Origin of the sequence: Bradyrhizobium jicamae, assembly GCF_018130695.1 — a bacterium.
GTDB classification, from domain to species: Bacteria; Pseudomonadota; Alphaproteobacteria; order Rhizobiales; family Xanthobacteraceae; genus Bradyrhizobium; species Bradyrhizobium jicamae_B.
Genome location: NZ_JAFCJX010000013.1, coordinates 1 through 16,514 on the forward strand (window position 1 = coordinate 1; position 16,514 = coordinate 16,514).

Genomic DNA, 16,514 nt, shown 5'->3' on the forward strand with positions numbered 1-16,514 from the left:
AGGTCCAAAGCCGATCGCGGATGATGGTGGCACAAACGCAGAGTCTCACCAGGGCGAGCACGTATAAGCCGTAAAGCCATCGCGCAGGGAAGGCCGGATGCCTCCGCCGAACCTGTATGCTCGTGCGCGCACTCTTTTGTGCACATGGCGCACGGGACCGCGGGTGCGGCGTGCACCCGGTCTTCCCTGCGCCCTCGTTATCTGAGAGGGCGGAACGAGATGGAAAACTCGGACAAATCATGTCGCGAGAATGCGAAGCTGCGAGTCGCTGCCGTAGGGTGGGCAAAGCGACCCCGTCACGCCGTAGCTCAACGAGTGAAGGCGGAAGCGTGCCCACCATCACGAGCACGCCGCAGATGGTGGGCACGGCGCAAGCGCGCCTTTGCCCACCCTACGGCTTCGTCGCTTCGGTCCTCGCAATGACGCCAACCTCACTCCACCGCCGCCCCGACCGGCGGCCCACCTGGCGGCCGATGCAAATACGTGATCGACGCATACGCGCCAACCCACGAGCCGATCGCCGCAAAGGCGACGTAGACCCAGTTCTCGGTGTAGCTGATCACCGCATAGGAGGAGAGCAGGTACCAGACGCTGCTCCAGGTCGCCGCAGGCACGCGCTTGCGGGCGACCACGGCGGAGGTGAACATGACGTAGACGGCATCGGTTGCTGCGGTCGCCACGAAGACGGCTGCGGCGGTGAGGGGATCGATGGCGGCCATTGCGGCTCCTGTCGGGATTGGGCAGCGCTTGCTCAATTGAAAGCTTACGTGAAGCTGAACGCATGGCTAAAATAACATCATGATCGGCAAACGCGGCCACCGCTTTTCTGTCATGATGTCGCGACAACAATAGGCCGGCCGGGAGAGACGACGCGCCATGCAGGGAACGAGCGACATCCTCGCTGACATCTGGACCTCGGTCGGTGGCGCGCGCTCGGCGTTAGCTGACATGAAGCTGACAGGCGAGGAGCCGCAGCTGCCGTCGTCATTCCGTGTCGCGGCAGCAGCCCAGGTCAGCATCGCGGCAGCGGGCCTTGCCGCGGCCGAGATCTGGCGTCAGCGCAGCGGAGAAGCGCAGCAGGTCACCGTCGACATGCGCCATGCCGTGGTCGAATGCCGAAGCGAGCGTTACCTGCGCGTCGATGGCAAACCGCCGCCGCCGGCCTGGGACAAGATCGCCGGCGTCTATCGGGTGAAAGACAGCCGCTTCGTCCGCCTGCACACCAATTTCCCGCATCATCGCGACGCCGTCTGCAAGGTGCTGAACTGCAAGGCCGAGCGCGACGACGTCCAGGCCGCGCTGTCACAATGGGATGGCGAGGCCTTCGAGACCGCGGCCTATAGGGCCGGCGGCGTGGTCGCGCTGATGCGCTCATATGACGAATGGATGACAACGCCGCAGGCGCAGGCGCTTTCAAAACTGCCGCTGATCTCAATCGAAAAGATCGGCGAGGCCGCGCCAAAACCGTGGCCCGCGGGCGAGCGGCCGCTGGCCGGGATTCGCGCGCTCGATCTGTCACGGGTGATCGCCGGCCCCGTCGCCGGCCGCACGCTCGCCGCCCATGGCGCCGACGTGCTGCTGATCTCGGGCCCCGATCTGCCGGCGATTCCCTGGCTCACCATCGACACCGGCCGCGGCAAGCTGACGAGTTTTGTCGAGCTCAAGAGCGAGCAGGGGCGAGGCACCCTGCGAAACCTGATCGCGACGGCAGATATTTTCTCGCAAGGCTACCGTCCGCAATCGATCGCAGCTCTCGGCTTTTCACCGGAGGAGGCCGCGCGGATCAATCCCGGCATCATCTCAGTCACGCTCTCGGCCTATGGCCATGCCGGCCCGTGGGCGGAGCGGCGCGGCTTCGATTCCCTGGTGCAGACCACCACCGGCTTCAACCATGCGGAAGGGCTGGCCGCCGGCATCAACGGTCCGAAGGAATTGCCGGCCCAGATGCTCGACCATGCGACCGGCTACTTCATGGCGTTCGGCGCGATGATGGCCAGGATGAGGCAGGCACGCGAAGGCGGCAGTTGGCATGTCCGGGTGTCGCTGGCGCAAACCGGCCGCTGGCTATGGGGCCTCGGCCGTGTTGCTGATGGCCTGAAGACCGAGGATTTGAAAGCGGAGACCGTGATGCCTTTTATCGAGCAGCAGCCGTCGGGCTTTGGTGCGTTGCACTCGGTTAAGCATGCTGCCGTTCTGTCGAAGACGCCGGCGGCCTGGACCCGGCCGGCGATGCCGCTCGGCAGCCATTCCCCGCAATTTCCCGGATCGGACGTTCAGGTGCCGTTCAGCCTCGCCAAACTTTAACCTCAACCTCAGCCGGAATGCGATTTTTAGGTTGTTTACAACACCAATTCGGCACTATTAGCGCACCGCTGGGAGAAGCCCTGCCGGGCGTGAGAAAAGACAGACCCTGGACCGTATGTTCGACGCGTTGACCAAGCGACTACAGGGTTTTAACCGCCGCAAAGCGGTGGTCGGCGTCGCGCTGCTGGTGCTGGCCGGCGCCGGACTCTACGGCTTCACCCTCGCGGGCAAGGCCAAGCAGGGCCACTCCGAAGTCTCCAGCCAGTCCCGCAAGGGCCTGTCGCGCTACACGCCGACGGCGGCCGAATGGGCCAGCCTGACCCTGCAGCCGGTGTCCGAGCGCGCCTTCCGTGCCGAGCTCGTCACCGAGGGCAAGATCGGCATCGACGAGGACCGCTCGACCCCGGTGTTCTCGCCCTATACCGGCCGCGTCACCCGACTTTTGGTCCGTCCCGGAGATAAGGTCGAGAAGGGCCAGCCGCTGTTCGTAATCGAGGCGGCGGACACGGTGCAGGCGCAGAACGATTACATCGCGGCGATGACGGGCCTGAACAAGGCGCAGTCGGCGCTCGACCTCGCGGTGATCCAGGAAAAGCGCGCCAAGGATCTCTCCGAGGGCAAGGCGATCCCGCTGAAGGATTATCAGCAGGCCTCCGCGACGCTGGTCCAGGCGCAGAACGATGCGCGCTCGGCCCAGACGCTGCTCGAGGCCGCGCAGAACAAGCTGCGCATCCTCGGCTTCGGCGATGACGATGTCGCCACGCTGCGCCAGAAGGGCCGTCTCAATCCGGAGACCACGGTGTTCGCGCCGCTCGGCGGCACCATCGTGCAGCGCAAGGCCGGCCCCGGCCAATATGTCTCGACCGGCGCCAGCGATCCCGTCTATGTCATCGGCGATCTCTCGACGGTGTGGCTGATCGGCTTTGTCAGGGAATCCGATGCGGCCAATGTCGCTGTCGGTCAGGACGTCAGCTTCAGCGTGATGGCGCTGCCCGGCCGCACGCTGACCGCGCGGATCAACTACGTTGCGGCCTCGATTGATCCGACCACGCGGCGCCTGCTGGTGCGCGCCACCATCGACAACAAGGACAACCGGCTGAAGCCGGAGATGTTCGCCAACGTCACGCTGTATTCGCCCGGCGACCATCCGGCGGTCGGCGTGCCGAAGCAGGCGCTGATCTACGAGGGTGACCAGGTTCGGGTCTGGGTCGCTCGCGAGGACAAGACGATCGAGCTGCGCCAGATCAAGCCCGGTCTGACCAATGGCGACCTCGTCGAGGTCACCGGCAATCTCAAACCGGGCGAGCAGATCGTGACGAGGGGAAGTCTCTTCATCGACCGCGCTGCGTCCGGGACGTGAGCCAAAAATCCATTCCAGTTTGAAAGCTCCGATCTGAAATGGATCGTCTCGTCGCCCTCGCCGTCAATCGCCGCTATCTGATGGTGGCCATGTTCGTGGCCGTCTTCATCGGCGGCCTGCTGGCCTTCAAGCAGCTCAACATCGAGGCCTATCCCGATCCGACCCCGCCGATGGTCGATATCGTGACGCAAAGCCCGGGCCTGTCGGCGGAGGAGATCGAGCGCTACATCACGATCCCGATCGAGACCCAGGTCGCGGGCATCAAGAACCTCAAGACGATCCGCACGATCTCGCTGTACGGCCTCTCCGACGTCAAGCTGCAGTTCTCCTTCGACTACACCTATGACGAAGCCCTGCAACAGGTGCTGAACCGCCTGTCGCAGCTCGCGCCGCTGCCGGGCAATGTGCTGCCCGGCATCTCGCCGCTCAGCCCGATCGGCGAAATCTTCCGCTATCGTCTCAAGGGCCCGCCGAACTACAGCGTGCTCGATTTGAAGACGCTGCAGGACTGGGTGCTGCAGCGCCGCTTCCGCGCGGTGCCCGGGGTGATCGACGTCACCGGGTGGGGCGGCAAGACCAAGACCTACGAGCTGCAGGTCGACTTCAACAAGCTGGTCGCCAACGGCCTGACGCTGCCGCAGGTGCTGCAGGCGGTCAGTAACGCCAACATCAATGTCGGCGGCAACACGGTGAACATCGGCGCGCAGTCCGCGGTGGTGCGCGGCGTCGGCCTGATCCGCTCGATCGAGGACCTCAACAACACCATGGTGTCGCAGTCCGGCGGCAACCCGGTGCTGGTGAAAGATATCGCGACCGTGACCGTCGGCGAGAAGCCGCGGCTCGGCATCGCCGGCATCGACAATGACGACGACATCGTGCAGGGCATCGTGCTGATGCGCCGCGGCGAGCAGAGCTCGCCGACGATCTCGCGCGTCGAGCAACTGGTCAACTCGATCAACAATTCCTCGATCCTGCCGCCCGGCGTGAAGATCGAGCGCATCTATGACCGCAAGGACCTGATCGAGCTCACCACCCACACCGTGCTGCACAACATGGTGGTCGGCATCCTCCTGATCGTGCTGCTGCAGTGGATCTTCCTCGGCGACCTCCGCAGCGCGCTGATCGTCGGCGCCACGATTCCGTTCGCGCTGTTCTTCGCCGTGATCATCTTGGTGCTGCGCGGTGAATCCGCCAATCTGCTGTCGGTCGGCGCGATCGATTTCGGCCTGATCGTCGACGCCACCGTGATCATGGTGGAAGCGATCTTCCGCCGGCTGTCGCAGACGACCGCGCTGTCCGAAGCGGAAGAAAGCCACATCTCCCCCGACACGATGATGGGGATGAAGAGCCACGCCATCCTGTCGGCGGCCGCCGACGTGTCGCGCTCGATTTTCTTCGCCGCGGCCATCATCATCGCCGCCTTCCTGCCGCTGTTCACGCTGAGCGGCGTCGAGGGCAACATCTTCGGCCCGATGGCGCGGACCTATGCCTATGCGCTGGCCGGCGGCTTGCTCGCGACCTTCACGGTGACGCCGGCGCTGAGCGCAATCATCCTGCCGGCGCACATCCATGAGACCGAGACCTGGATCGTCAAGAAGCTCGACGCGCTCTATCTGCCGGCGCTGAACTGGGCGGTCGCCCACCGCAAGTTCGTGATGGCGGCCGCCGCGGGCCTCGTCGTGCTCACGATCATCTTCGCGCGCCTGCTCGGCCTCGAATTCCTGCCCAAGCTGGAAGAGGGCAATCTGTGGATCCGCGCCACGCTGCCGCCGACGATCTCGCTGCAGGAGGGTAACGCCTATGTCAACGAGATGCGCCGCGTGATCCGCGCCCGGCCCGAGGTCGAGTCGGTCGTGTCGCAGCATGGCCGCCCCGATGACGGCACCGACGCCGCCGGCCTGTTCAACGCCGAGTTTTTCGCGCCGCTGAAGCCGGCCAGCGAATGGCCGGGTACGCGCGACAAGGAAGAGCTGACCGCACAATTGCTGGCACAGCTGCAGGACAAGTTCCCCGGCGTCGAATTCAATTTCTCGCAATATCTCCAGGACAACGTTTCCGAAGCGGTCTCGGGCGTGAAGGGCGAGAACTCGATCAAGCTCTACGGCAGCGACCTGCAGGCGCTGACGGATACGGCGAACAAGATCAAGCAGGTGTTGTCGACGGTGCAGGGCGTCACCGACCTTGCGGTGTTCACCTCGCTCGGGCAGCCGACCATCCAGATCGACATCAACCGCGCCCGTGCCGCGCGTTACGGCCTGTCGCCGGGCGACATCAACGCGACGATCAAGGTCGCGGTCGGCGGCGACACCGCCGGCGATCTCTACGAGCCCGGCAGCGACCGCCACTTCCCGATCATCGTGCGGCTCGCGCCGGAATATCGCAAGAGCGCCGAGGCGATCCACAATCTGCGCATCGGAGTTGCCAATGCCAATGGCGGCATCACCCAGATTCCGCTGAGCGAAGTCGCCTCCATCAACCTGATCTCGGGCGCGGCCTACATCTATCGCGAGCAGCAGGAACGCTATCTGCCGATCAAGTTCTCGGTGCGCGACCGCGACCTCGGCTCAGCGATCCTGGAGGCGCAGCAGAAGGTCGCCGAGCAAGTGCAGCTGCCACCGGGCTCGCATATGGAGTGGGTCGGCGAATTCGGCAATCTGCAGGATGCGATCAAGCGGTTGTCGATCGTGGTGCCGATCAGCCTGGCACTGATCGCGGTGCTGCTGTTCTTCAATTTCGGCTCGATGGTCGACACCATGTTGGCGATGAGCGTGATCCCGATGGCGATCTTCGGCGGCGTGCTCGGGCTGTTGATCTCGGGGATTGCCTTCAGCGTGTCGGCGGCGATCGGCTTCATCGCGCTGTTCGGTATCGCCGTGATGGACGGCATCATCATCCTGTCGCAGTTCAACCAGCTGATCGACGAAGGTTATGACAGGATGCGCGCGGTGATCCGCACCGGCGAGCTGCAGCTGCGGCCGGTGCTGATGACCTGCGTGGTCGCAGGCATCGGCCTGCTGCCGGCGGCGGTGTCGGAGGGCATCGGCTCGCAGGTGCAGAAGCCGCTCGCCATCGTCGTCGTCACCGGCATGATGCTGGCGCCGCTGGTGATCCTGATCACGCTGCCGGTGCTGATCTCCTACTTCTCGCGCCGGCCGAAGGAGCGCTAACCAAAGCCATAGAGGCGCACCGGATTGTCGACCAGAATGGTCTTGCGGGTCGCAGCATCCGGCGCCCAGACCGGCAGCTGATTGAGCAGGCGGCCGTCATCGATCTGGAACAGCGGCGTCACATCGGTGATTTTTTTGCCCGCGGGCGTCACCGAATCCGGATGCGGCCAGTCGGTGCCCCAGACGATCCGCTCGGGATTCGCCGCGATCAGCGCCTTCGCCAGCGGCGCGGCGTCCGGATAGTCCGGCCCAAGCTTGGAGGCACGATAGGCGCCGGAGATTTTCACATAGGCCTTGCCGGACTTCACCAGCTCCACCAGATCCGCGAAGCCGGGTTGCCCGACGCCGAGCTCGGCCTGCGCGCCGCCGAAATGGTCGAACACAACAGGCACGGGAGCGGTTGCGACCAGCTCCTTGATCGCGGTGATCATGGCCAGACTCGTGAACAGCTGGACATGCCAGCCGCGCGCCTTCATCCGCTCCACCGCCGCCGAGAAGCGCTGGCGGCCGACATTGGGATCGTTGACGCCGCCGGTCGCGAGGTTGAGGCGGATGCCGCGGAAGCCGGCCTTGTTCATCGCATCGAGATCGGCCTCGCTGGTCTTGTCGTCGATCACAGCCACCCCGCGCGCCGTCGCGCCACGCGCGGTCATGCCGTAGAGGGTGGAGGAATTGTCGGGGCCATAGACGCTCGGCGTCACGATCACCACGCGCTCGATTTTCAGCGCCTTGTGCAGCGCGCTCATCTCCTCCGGCGAGGCCAGCTCCGGCGTGTAGACGCGCCCCGCGAAGAACGGGAATTTCTCGGGGTCGCCGTGGATGTGGGTGTGGCAATCGCAGGCGCCGGCGGGAACGTCGAAATTGACCGGCGTCGCCGGCTGCGCGGCCTTGGAAAATGCGTGGCTGTTGGTCATGGATACTCCCGCCGCGATGGAGGCAAGCATCATACTGCGTCGCGTCAGCATTGGACGTCTCCCTGCATGCTCTGTTGTGCGCATGGTGCGCCCCGGCGTTATGGTTCGCCGGCGGGCGGGAGGTTATCGGCGGATCGCGCGGGCGGGAAGAGGCGAGTGGCCGCGGTTCCGCAACTACTGACCCGACGGCGTGCGCAGGCCGTGCCAGGCATCGCGGACCTGGTGGTAGTGCACCTCGGGCAGATAGTCCGGCGTGTTGAGGTTGAGCGTCTTGACGTCGAGCCGGCCGATCGCGCTGAGCAGCGTATAGGAGGCGACGACGCGGTCGCGCTGCGCGCCAATCAGCCGCGCCTTCGCCGTGATCAGATCCTGCTGCGAGTTCAGGACGTCGACGGTGGTGCGCTGGCCGCCGGCGGCTTCCTTCTGCACGCCGGCCAGCGCGACGGTAGCGGCCTTGACCTCGGACTCGGAAGCGGCGACCGCGATCTTGGCGCCCTCATTGGCGACCCAGGCGCTGACGGCCGCGGTCTTGGCCTGGTTGCGGACCTGATCCAGCACCAGCCGGCTTTGGGCTGCGACTTCCTTGGCCTGCCTCGTCTGCGAGGCCGCGGTGCCGCCGTCATAGATCGGCTGTGTCACCTGGCCGATGATCGAGGCCTGGTCGGTGCCGAACGTGCCGAGCGTCGGGTCGCTGTCGCGGCTGCGGCTGACGCTGCCCTGCACGGTGACATTCGGCATCAGGCTGCCCTCGGCGACACGGATCGTGGTCGAGGCGACGTCGACGTCGAAGCCCGCCGCCGTCACCGCGGGATGCTCGCGGAACGCCAATCCAATCGCGTCCTCACGGGTGCGCGGGCCGAACCGGTCGACGGTCTGGGCCGGCTGAAGTTGGGCAGGTGCGTTGCCGATCACCTGTGCATAGGTCGCCTGGCTGATCGCGAGATTGACCTCGGCGGCATTGAGATCGGCAAGGCCGCGGTTGAGCCGGGCCTCGGCCTGCGCAGTGTCGGTCGGCGTGACGTCGCCGGCATTGAGCCGCTTCTGGGTGATTCCCTGGGTCTCGCGCAGGAACGCGACGTTGGCGCGCTGCGCCTCGACCAGCGACTGGTTGGCGAGCACGTTGGTGTAGGCGGTGACGGCATCGAGCAGCACGCCCTGGCCGACATTGCGCAGCGCCTCGCGGCCGGACTGCACCTGAAGCTCGGCGACCCGCACGCTGTTGGCGGTCTTGAACCCGTTGAACAGCGTCTGCGTCACCGTCAGCCCGATCTGCCACGGCTTCAGCGTCGCGGTCTGGATGACATTGCCCGGCAACTGGTCGCGCACCGCCTGCAGGCCGGCGGAGAGACTGGCAGCGACCTGCGGCCGATAGCCGGCGAGCGCCTGCGGCACGTTCTCGTCGGTGGCGCGCTGGCGCGCCCGTTCGGCGTTGATCTGCGGATTGGTCTGGTAGGCCTTGACCAGCGCCTCCGGCAGGCTCTCGGCGCGGACCATGGAGGTCGCAAAAACCGCGCAGGTCAGCACGCCAAGGCAGATGCCCGATGAAAGCAAACGCCTCCTGCTGTCGCCAGACTGAGCGGCACGTCCAACCATGTGATCCCGCAAACCAAACCCCGGCAGCCCGCCTCCGCCGACGCCTTTGGATTCCTCTACCTGTTTACGGGGTAGCCCCGCCACTGGCAAACCGCCGCGCGACATCTGCACATCAATTCAGTTCTTGTCTGTTGCCGGTTCGTCACAGGCGAAGATGAACGACGGATGCAGTATAAGTTCAAAGCGCCGGCCGCCGATTCAAAACGCCGGTTATCCACTGCTTGCCGGTCCATTGCCGATGCCGAAAATCTTCGCCGACCCCGAAGCGATCGCGGAGGATATCATTCGAGATGTCGGGACTACGCTGGTGGTCGGGCTGCCGCTCGGGCTCGGCAAGGCCAATCACGTCGTCAACGCGCTCTATGCGCGCGCGGCCGCCGATCCCTCGATCAAGCTGACATTGTTCTCCGCGCTGACGCTGGAAAAGCCGAAGCCGAAGAGCTTGCTCGAACGTCGCTTCATCACGCCGGTGATCGAGCGGCTGTTCGGCGGCTAACCGGATCTGACTTACGCGGATGCGCTGCATGCCGGAAAGCTGCCGCCGAACATCGAGGTGATCGAGTTTTTCTTCCTCGCCGGCCGCTGGCTGCGTTCGCCCTACGCACAGCAGCGCTACATCTCCGCCAATTACACGCACGCCGCATCCTATCTGCTGTCGCGCGGGCTGAACGTCGTGACGCAGCTTGTGGCGAAGCGCGTCGTCGACGGCGTCGCGCGCTACAGCCTGAGCTGCAACACCGATACGACGTTCGACGTGCTGCGCGCACGCGCGGAAGGCAAGGCATCGTTCCGGCTGATCGGCCAGGTCAATTCCGAGCTGCCGTTCATGCCGGGGCCGGGTGACCTTGCCGGCGATGAATTCTCCGCCGTGCTCGATAGCGCCGACACCGACTTCCCGCTGTTCGCACCGCCGTCGGAGCCGATCAGTGACGCCAAATATGCAATCGGGCTGCACGCCGCCGGCCTCGTACGCGACGGTGGCACGCTGCAGATCGGCATCGGCCAGGTCGGCGATGCGCTGGCGCAGGGCCTGATCGTGCGTCATCGCGACAACGCGCAATTCCAGGGCATCATGAAGCGGCTGGCGCCGGGAACGGCGCTGCGTTCCTCGGTGGAGACGGGCCCGTTCGAGAAAGGTCTGTACGGCGTCAGCGAGATGGTGTTCGAGGCGTTCCTCGGCCTGATCGACGCGGGCATCCTCAGGCGCGAGGTTGACGGCGTGATCCTGCACGGCGCGTTCTTCCTCGGGCCGAAAGCCTTCTACCGCGCGCTGCGCGAGATGACGGCGGAGCAGATCGCGCGCATCCAGATGATGCCGGTCTCCTTCACCAATGAGATCTTTGGCGACGAAGCTGCAAAACGCCGCGCGCGCGTCGATGCGCGCTTCGTCAACAATGCGATGATGGCGACGCTGCTCGGGGCTGCGATCTCCGACGGGCTCGAGGGTGGTCAGGTCGTGAGCGGCGTCGGCGGCCAGTATAATTTCGTAGCCCAGGCCTTCGCGCTGGAAGGCGCGCGCTCGGTGCTGGCGCTGGAGGCGGCGCATCAATCCGGCGCCAAGGCGCAGTCGAACATCCGTTGGAGCTACGGGCATCAAACGATCCCGCGGCACCTGCGCGACATCTTCGTCACCGAGTATGGCGTCGCCGATCTGCGCGGCAAATCCGACGCCGACGTGATCGCGGCGATGCTGCAGGTTGCGGATTCCCGCTTTCAGAGCGAGTTGACGCGGCAAGCCAAGGAGGCCGGCAAGCTGCCGCGCAATTACGAGATTCCGGCTGCCCATCGCGAGAATGTCCCGGAGCGGATTCGCAATGCGCTGAAGCCCGCGCGCGAGGCCGGCCTGCTGCCGTCGTTCCCATTCGGCAGCGATTTCACCGATGTCGAGCAGCGCCTGATCCCGGCCTTGCAGATCCTCCAGCAAGTGCAGCGCACGCCGCTGAAACTGCCGGGCCTGCTGTGGCAGGGCATGACGCAGCCACCCGACGCCGCCGACCGCGAGTGCTTGGCGCGACTCGGGCTCGACAAGCCGGCGCAATTTTCCGAGCGCGCCTATCGCGCGCTCGTCAACGCAGCGCTGCAGCGAAGCAGGATGCGCTAGAGGACCATCGGCGAAACGCTCTATTGTCCGAGTGACTTGAGCGCGGACAAGGTCTTTCGCAGCCCGCGATCGAGGCGCTTGTCGCGGCGCATCACGATCGCAAGCCGCCGATGCAGCTTGGGTGACAGCGAGCGAACGGTCAGGTCGCGCGACGTCGCCTTGGCGGATACCGCCATGCCCGGCAGGATCGCGCAGCCGAGGCCTGCGCGCACCATTTCCTTGATCGCCTCGACGCTGCCGAGCGACATCAGCGGTTTGAGTGACACGCCGCCGCGCGCGAGCCAATCGTCCGCGGTGCGCCGCGTGTTGCCGCCGGGCTCGAACAGGAGAACCGGTTTGGTGGCCAGCACGGTTGGTGTGATCCGCGCCGGCAGCGGCATGTCGTGCGGGGCGATCAGGACGAACTCGTCGTCGAGCACCGGCGTGATCTCAAAACTCCGCCCGGAGACCGGCATCGTGAGCAGCCCGATGTCGATCGTATTGTCCTCGAGCGCCTTGGCGATTTCCGCGGTATTGCCTGTGGTGACGGTGATCTCCAGCGCAGGCAGCGCCGCACGCAATTCCTTCAGGATCGGCGGCAGCAGGAAGATGCAGGCGGTTGCGCCGGTCCCGAGCCGGACGCGTCCTGCGGTGCCGGTGGTGTGCTGCGCGACGGCATCGACGGCCGCTGCAATTGCTGCGTTGACCTGGGGTGCGCTGGCAAGCAACGCGGCGCCGGCGGCCGTGGGTCGGGTCTTTCGTCCGACACGCTCGACCAATGTCGCGCCGAGACTTTTCTCCAACTGACGCACCTGCAGGCTGACGGCCGGCTGGCTGAGTTGCAGTCGCTCCGCAGCGGCGGAGAAGCTGCCGCACTCGATCACGACGAGGAAGCTCTGCAGGTAGTCGGGATTGAACGTCTTCATCAAAGGATCTCTTATGCGCTGCATAAGCTGCAAAAGCTTCACTTATATATTCGACAACGGCATGTTCGGGCAACGCCGACTTGACCGGTCGGATCGGGAGCGAGCATTGTCACGCGCTCGCATCCTTGGCGGTGGTCGATCTGGGAGGAGAAGAAGCCATGACATTGCGGATCGACCGACGTATCGCATTGCTGATAGTTGCGGCCTGCTTGTTCTGGGCGCGAAGTGGAGAAGCATGGGCCGAACCCGTGGCGCCTTCACAGGTGCAGGGCGAGAAGACCGTGGCTCTGCTGAAGAAGCTGATCGCGTTCGACACCTCGAACGCGCCGGGCGACACGCGCGCGCTGGCGGAGTTCCTGAAGACGCAGTTCGCGCCATTGGGTGCAGAGGTGGACATCGTCGTCGCGCCGAACGGCAAAGCCGCGCATTTCATCGCGCGGCTCCGCGGCGACGGTTCGAAGAAGCCGGTGCTGCTGGCCGCACATGCCGACGTCGTCCCGGTCGAGCGCGGCAAATGGACGGAAGAGCCGTTCGCCGGCGTGGAGAAGGACGGATTTGTCTACGGGCGCGGCGCGATGGATTTCAAGGGCGGACTCGCCGTGTTCGCACGCGCAGTGATGCGGCTGGCGGAAGACAAGACGCCGCTGGCGCGCGACGTGATCCTGCTTGCCGAGGCCGACGAGGAACAAGGCCAGTTCCACACCGGCTGGCTGGCGAAGAACCATTGGGACAAGATCGACGCCGAGTTCGCGTTGAACGAAGGTGGCTACGTGCTTCAGCAACGCGACGGAACGGTGCGCCAGATCAACGTGACGACGGCCGAAAAAATCTCCGCCACTTTCGCATTGAAGGCGACCGGCCGCTCGGGTCATTCATCGCGGCCATTCCCATCCGACGAGATGGCGAACAACCGCCTGATATCGGCCCTTGCCAGCCTCGCGGCGCATGATCCCATGGTCAAGCTCGTTCCCGCCTCCGAGGCTTACTTCAAGGCGCTGCTTCCGATCAGTTCCGAGCAGGCGGCGGTTGATATCAGGCAACTGCTCGCCGCCAAGGATCAAAGCGAGCTTGAAACAGCGGGCAAGAAGCTCGTGGCCGACGATCCTGGCGACGGCCTGCTTGTCCACGCGCTGCTTCGCGACACCATGGCGATCACCATGATCGATGCCGGCATCAAGCCCAATGTGATCCCGGGCGACGCCAAGGCTGTTGTGAATACCCGCCTGCTGCCGGGAACGACGACCGACCAGATGATCGCGGAAATCAAGCGGGTGATTGATGATCCGAACATCGACGTCAACATCGTGACGTCGATGTCGCCGCAGGAGGCGAGGGATTACTATGCGATGCGCACGAAGATCCCGGCCTCGCCGCTCAACACCGCGCTTTACGAGGCGCTGGAGCGCAACGCAAAGCGGCTCTGGAACGATGCGGTCGTGGTGCCGACGATGTTTGAGGCCGGAACCGATGCCACGGCGTGGCGTGAACGCAACGTTCCCGTCTACGGGATTTATCCATACCCTCTCGACGACGACATCCTGAGCCGCATGCACGGAAACGATGAGCGGATCAGTGTGCAAGCGCTACATCAGGGAACGGAGTGGATCTACAACACCGTGCGCGACGTCGCGAAGAAGTAGGACGCGGGCAGAACTGGCGAAAGCCGCCGGATGATGGTCCGGCGGCTTCGCGACGAGGTCAGCGGTTCTTGTTGACCGGCTTGCGCTTCTCGATGAAGGCGGCCATCCCCTCGGAGCGATCTTCCAGCGCAAACGTCGCGTGGAACAGGTTGCGCTCGACATTCATGCCTTCCGACAGCGGGGTCTCGAAGGCGCGGTTGACGGCTTCCTTGGCCATCGCAGCCGCCGGCTGCGACATCGAGGCGATCTTCTCGGCCGCGGCGAGCGCCTCTTCCAGCAGCTTGTCAGCGGGCACGATGCGCGACACCAGGCCGGACCGTTCGGCCTCGGCGGCATCCATCATGCGGCCGGTGAGGCAGAGATCCATTGCCTTGGACTTGCCGATCGCGCGCGTCAGGCGCTGCGTGCCGCCGATGCCAGGAATGGTGCCGAGCGTGATCTCAGGCTGGCCGAATTTGGCGGTGTCGGCGGCGATGATGATGTCGCACATCATCGCCAGCTCGCAGCCGCCGCCGAGCGCATAGCCCGAGACCGCCGCGATGGTCGGCTTGCGGCAGCGCGCGACGCGGTCACCGCCGATCGCGGTGAAGTCGCTCGAGAACATGTCGATGAAACCTTTCGGCTGCATCTCCTTGATGTCGGCGCCGGCCGCAAAGGCCTTCTCGCTGCCGGTGATCAGGATGCAGCCGATCTTGTCGTCGGCCTCGAGATCGTCGACCGCCGCCGCGATCTCGCGGAACACGCCGAACGACAGCGCGTTCAGCATTTTCGGCCGGTTCAGCGTGATGACGCCGACCGGTCCCTTGCTCTCGACAATGATGAATTCAAACGTAGCCATCGACGCAAACCCCGTGCCTGATTTGGCGGGCAATGTGCCTGCTGCCGGGGTGCGCTTCAAGAGGCGGAACCGCTAAAGATCGCGCGGATGCGGCGTGAATTTCGCCGCACCCGGATCAATTGGAACGCGCTCTGCGGTTCCAATCAGGCCATGAACATGCGCGCGGCGGAGGCGACCGTGAGCAGCGCGCCGAAGGCGATGAAGATCTTGCCGATCAGCGAGGTCTGGTCCCAGGTCGAGCTGTCGGCGGAGGCGAGCACCGGCTTGGCGCTGGCCATCGCCACCGTTTGTGGCTGCTGAGGCTGCGCTTGCTGAGGCTGAGCTTGCGCTTGGACCTGCGCTTGCTGCTGCGGTTGCGCCGGCGTCTCCTGCTGAAGCGCGCGGTCGACATCATTGAGCTGGTCGGAGGCGACCACGTCGGCGTCGGCCGGTCCGGCCGGCTTGTTGTCGGAGGCGGCCAATATCGTGTTGGCCTTGGCGGTCATGGCGCTGGCGTTATCGGCTGCAGCCGTGTCGCTCGTCGGAAGCTCCGCGTTGGCATTGGCGACCGCGGCCGGGATGGCGGCAGGAGGCGCGTTGTTGCCGGTGTCGGCGGCTTGCTTGGTCTCGGCGGGCTTGTCGGCAGTCTTGTCTGCAACCTTGGACGATTTGCGGTCCGCGGTGTGCTTGCTGTGGTGCGAGCTCTGCCGGACGGATTTGCCCGACGTCGCGGTGTCGGATTTCGACGCGGCCGGATCGGAGCTGGCCGCCGTGGCCGGCAATGGTCCGGCGAAACAAACAATCAGTCCCGTCGCAAGCATCAAGGCCCAGCGCCCGCTGGCTTTGATTTTCATTTTGGCAATCTCCCCATTCACCCGCACCCAACGCGAAATGAGACCCTGCCGCGTGACCACACCGGGGCAGAAAAAGGGAATCTTCGGGCTACACGGGGCAAAAGCTGGGCAATTTCTTCCGCGTCAGGCACCGCCCGTGCTTGCCGGGCTGATCGATGTTATGAGCCTGTGCTCGCGGAACCGCGTTGCCGATTCCGCGATCGACGGGCGCCGAACATCGATGCCGGATCTGTAATCACGATTTCGTGATCTACAGCCTCTGGCGTAACAAATTGAAAGATCGACCGAATTGCAATGCAGGAGCGCGTGTGCGCGAACGTGAGGACGAGTGGACCGGCCTGATGCGGTCGGCCATTGCAGGCGACAGTGCGGCGTATCATCGCCTGCTCAAGGCCGTCACGCCCGTGCTCCGCGCGGCGGCGCGCCGCGGACTTGCGCGCGCAGGGCAACCGGTCGATCAGTCCGAGGATATCGTGCAGGACATTTTGCTGGCGGTGCATTTGAAGCGGCATACCTGGGATGCGAACGCCCCGTTCGCGCCGTGGCTGTTCGCGATCGCCCGCAACAAGCTGATCGACGCGCTGCGCCGTCGCGGTCGGCGGATCTTCGTCAACATCGACGATTTTGCGGAAGTCCTGCCGGGTGAGGCGGCGGAAGAGACCGCCTCGGCAGGCGAGGTCGCCGCGCAGCTGCAGACCCTGCCGGCGCGGCAACGCGACGTGCTGCAGTCGATCGCCGTGGACAACGCCTCGATCAAGGATACGGCGGCGAAATTTTCGATGACCGAGGGCGCCGTGCGGGTGGCGCTGCATCGGGGCCTTTCGAGCCTGACGGCAAAATTGCGGGATCGGTGAGCATC

Annotated in this window: 11 protein-coding genes and 1 pseudogene; 6 read left to right on the plus strand and 6 right to left on the minus strand. The window is 65.0% G+C overall.

All coding sequences use genetic code 11. The features are described 5' to 3' along the window. Nucleotides 1–431: 431 nt before the first annotated feature. Nucleotides 432–719, minus strand: a complete 288-nt coding sequence (locus tag JQ604_RS19780; protein WP_212360036.1) for a hypothetical protein — start codon at nt 717–719, stop codon at nt 432–434. 157 nt (nt 720–876) lie between these two features. On the opposite strand from JQ604_RS19780, the gene JQ604_RS19785 reads away from it, so the two are divergent. The 3 genes from JQ604_RS19785 (at nt 877) to JQ604_RS19795 (ending at nt 6,831) form a co-directional block, all read left to right on the plus strand. Then, a complete protein-coding gene (locus JQ604_RS19785) occupies nt 877–2,304 on the plus strand; it encodes a CoA transferase (protein ID WP_212360040.1) in 1,428 nt (475 codons plus the stop codon). A 115-nt stretch (nt 2,305–2,419) separates the two neighbouring features. Then, nucleotides 2,420–3,664 (plus strand): efflux RND transporter periplasmic adaptor subunit, encoded by a 1,245-nt coding sequence (locus tag JQ604_RS19790; protein WP_212360043.1) that lies wholly within the window; start codon nt 2,420–2,422, stop codon nt 3,662–3,664. A 38-nt stretch (nt 3,665–3,702) separates the two neighbouring features. Further along, nucleotides 3,703–6,831 carry an efflux RND transporter permease subunit gene (locus JQ604_RS19795; protein ID WP_212360047.1) on the plus strand — a complete coding sequence of 1,043 codons (3,129 nt, stop codon included), beginning with the start codon at nt 3,703–3,705 and terminating at the stop codon, nt 6,829–6,831. Here JQ604_RS19795 and JQ604_RS19800 read toward each other — a convergent pair. Both JQ604_RS19800 and JQ604_RS19805 read right to left on the minus strand, forming a co-directional pair. Further along, the gene (locus JQ604_RS19800) at nt 6,828–7,796 is read right to left on the minus strand and encodes an amidohydrolase family protein (RefSeq protein WP_212360051.1); all 969 of its coding nucleotides are present in this window, start codon (nt 7,794–7,796) and stop codon (nt 6,828–6,830) included. The genes JQ604_RS19795 and JQ604_RS19800 overlap by 4 nt on opposite strands. 123 nt (nt 7,797–7,919) lie before the next feature. After that, a complete protein-coding gene (locus tag JQ604_RS19805) occupies nt 7,920–9,338 on the minus strand; it encodes a TolC family outer membrane protein (RefSeq protein ID WP_212360055.1) in 1,419 nt (472 codons plus the stop codon). Nucleotides 9,339–9,576: 238 nt separating this feature from the next. Here JQ604_RS19805 and JQ604_RS19810 point away from each other — a divergent pair. Continuing rightward, a pseudogene (locus tag JQ604_RS19810) lies at nt 9,577–11,439 on the plus strand (acetyl-CoA hydrolase/transferase C-terminal domain-containing protein). Between the two features lie 20 nt (nt 11,440–11,459). Here the strand turns inward: JQ604_RS19810 and JQ604_RS19815 are convergent. After that, entirely contained in the window at nt 11,460–12,344 is an 885-nt protein-coding gene (locus JQ604_RS19815) for a LysR family transcriptional regulator (protein WP_212360059.1), read from the minus strand. 248 nt (nt 12,345–12,592) lie between these two features. Between JQ604_RS19815 and JQ604_RS19820 the strand changes: the two genes are divergently transcribed. Next, entirely contained in the window at nt 12,593–13,984 is a 1,392-nt protein-coding gene (locus tag JQ604_RS19820) for a M20/M25/M40 family metallo-hydrolase (protein ID WP_212360063.1), read from the plus strand. A 58-nt stretch (nt 13,985–14,042) separates the two neighbouring features. Here JQ604_RS19820 and JQ604_RS19825 read toward each other — a convergent pair whose 3' ends face one another. Further along, nucleotides 14,043–14,822, minus strand: coding sequence for an enoyl-CoA hydratase (locus JQ604_RS19825; protein WP_212360068.1), 780 nt, complete (start codon nt 14,820–14,822; stop codon nt 14,043–14,045). A 143-nt stretch (nt 14,823–14,965) separates the two neighbouring features. After that, entirely contained in the window at nt 14,966–15,655 is a 690-nt protein-coding gene (locus JQ604_RS19830; protein ID WP_212360072.1) for a hypothetical protein, read from the minus strand. 308 nt (nt 15,656–15,963) lie between these two features. On the opposite strand from JQ604_RS19830, the gene JQ604_RS19835 reads away from it, so the two are divergent. Then, on the plus strand, nt 15,964–16,509 hold the full coding sequence (locus tag JQ604_RS19835) for a sigma-70 family RNA polymerase sigma factor (RefSeq protein ID WP_212360076.1): 546 nt from the start codon (nt 15,964–15,966) through the stop codon (nt 16,507–16,509). Nucleotides 16,510–16,514 lie beyond the last annotated feature (5 nt).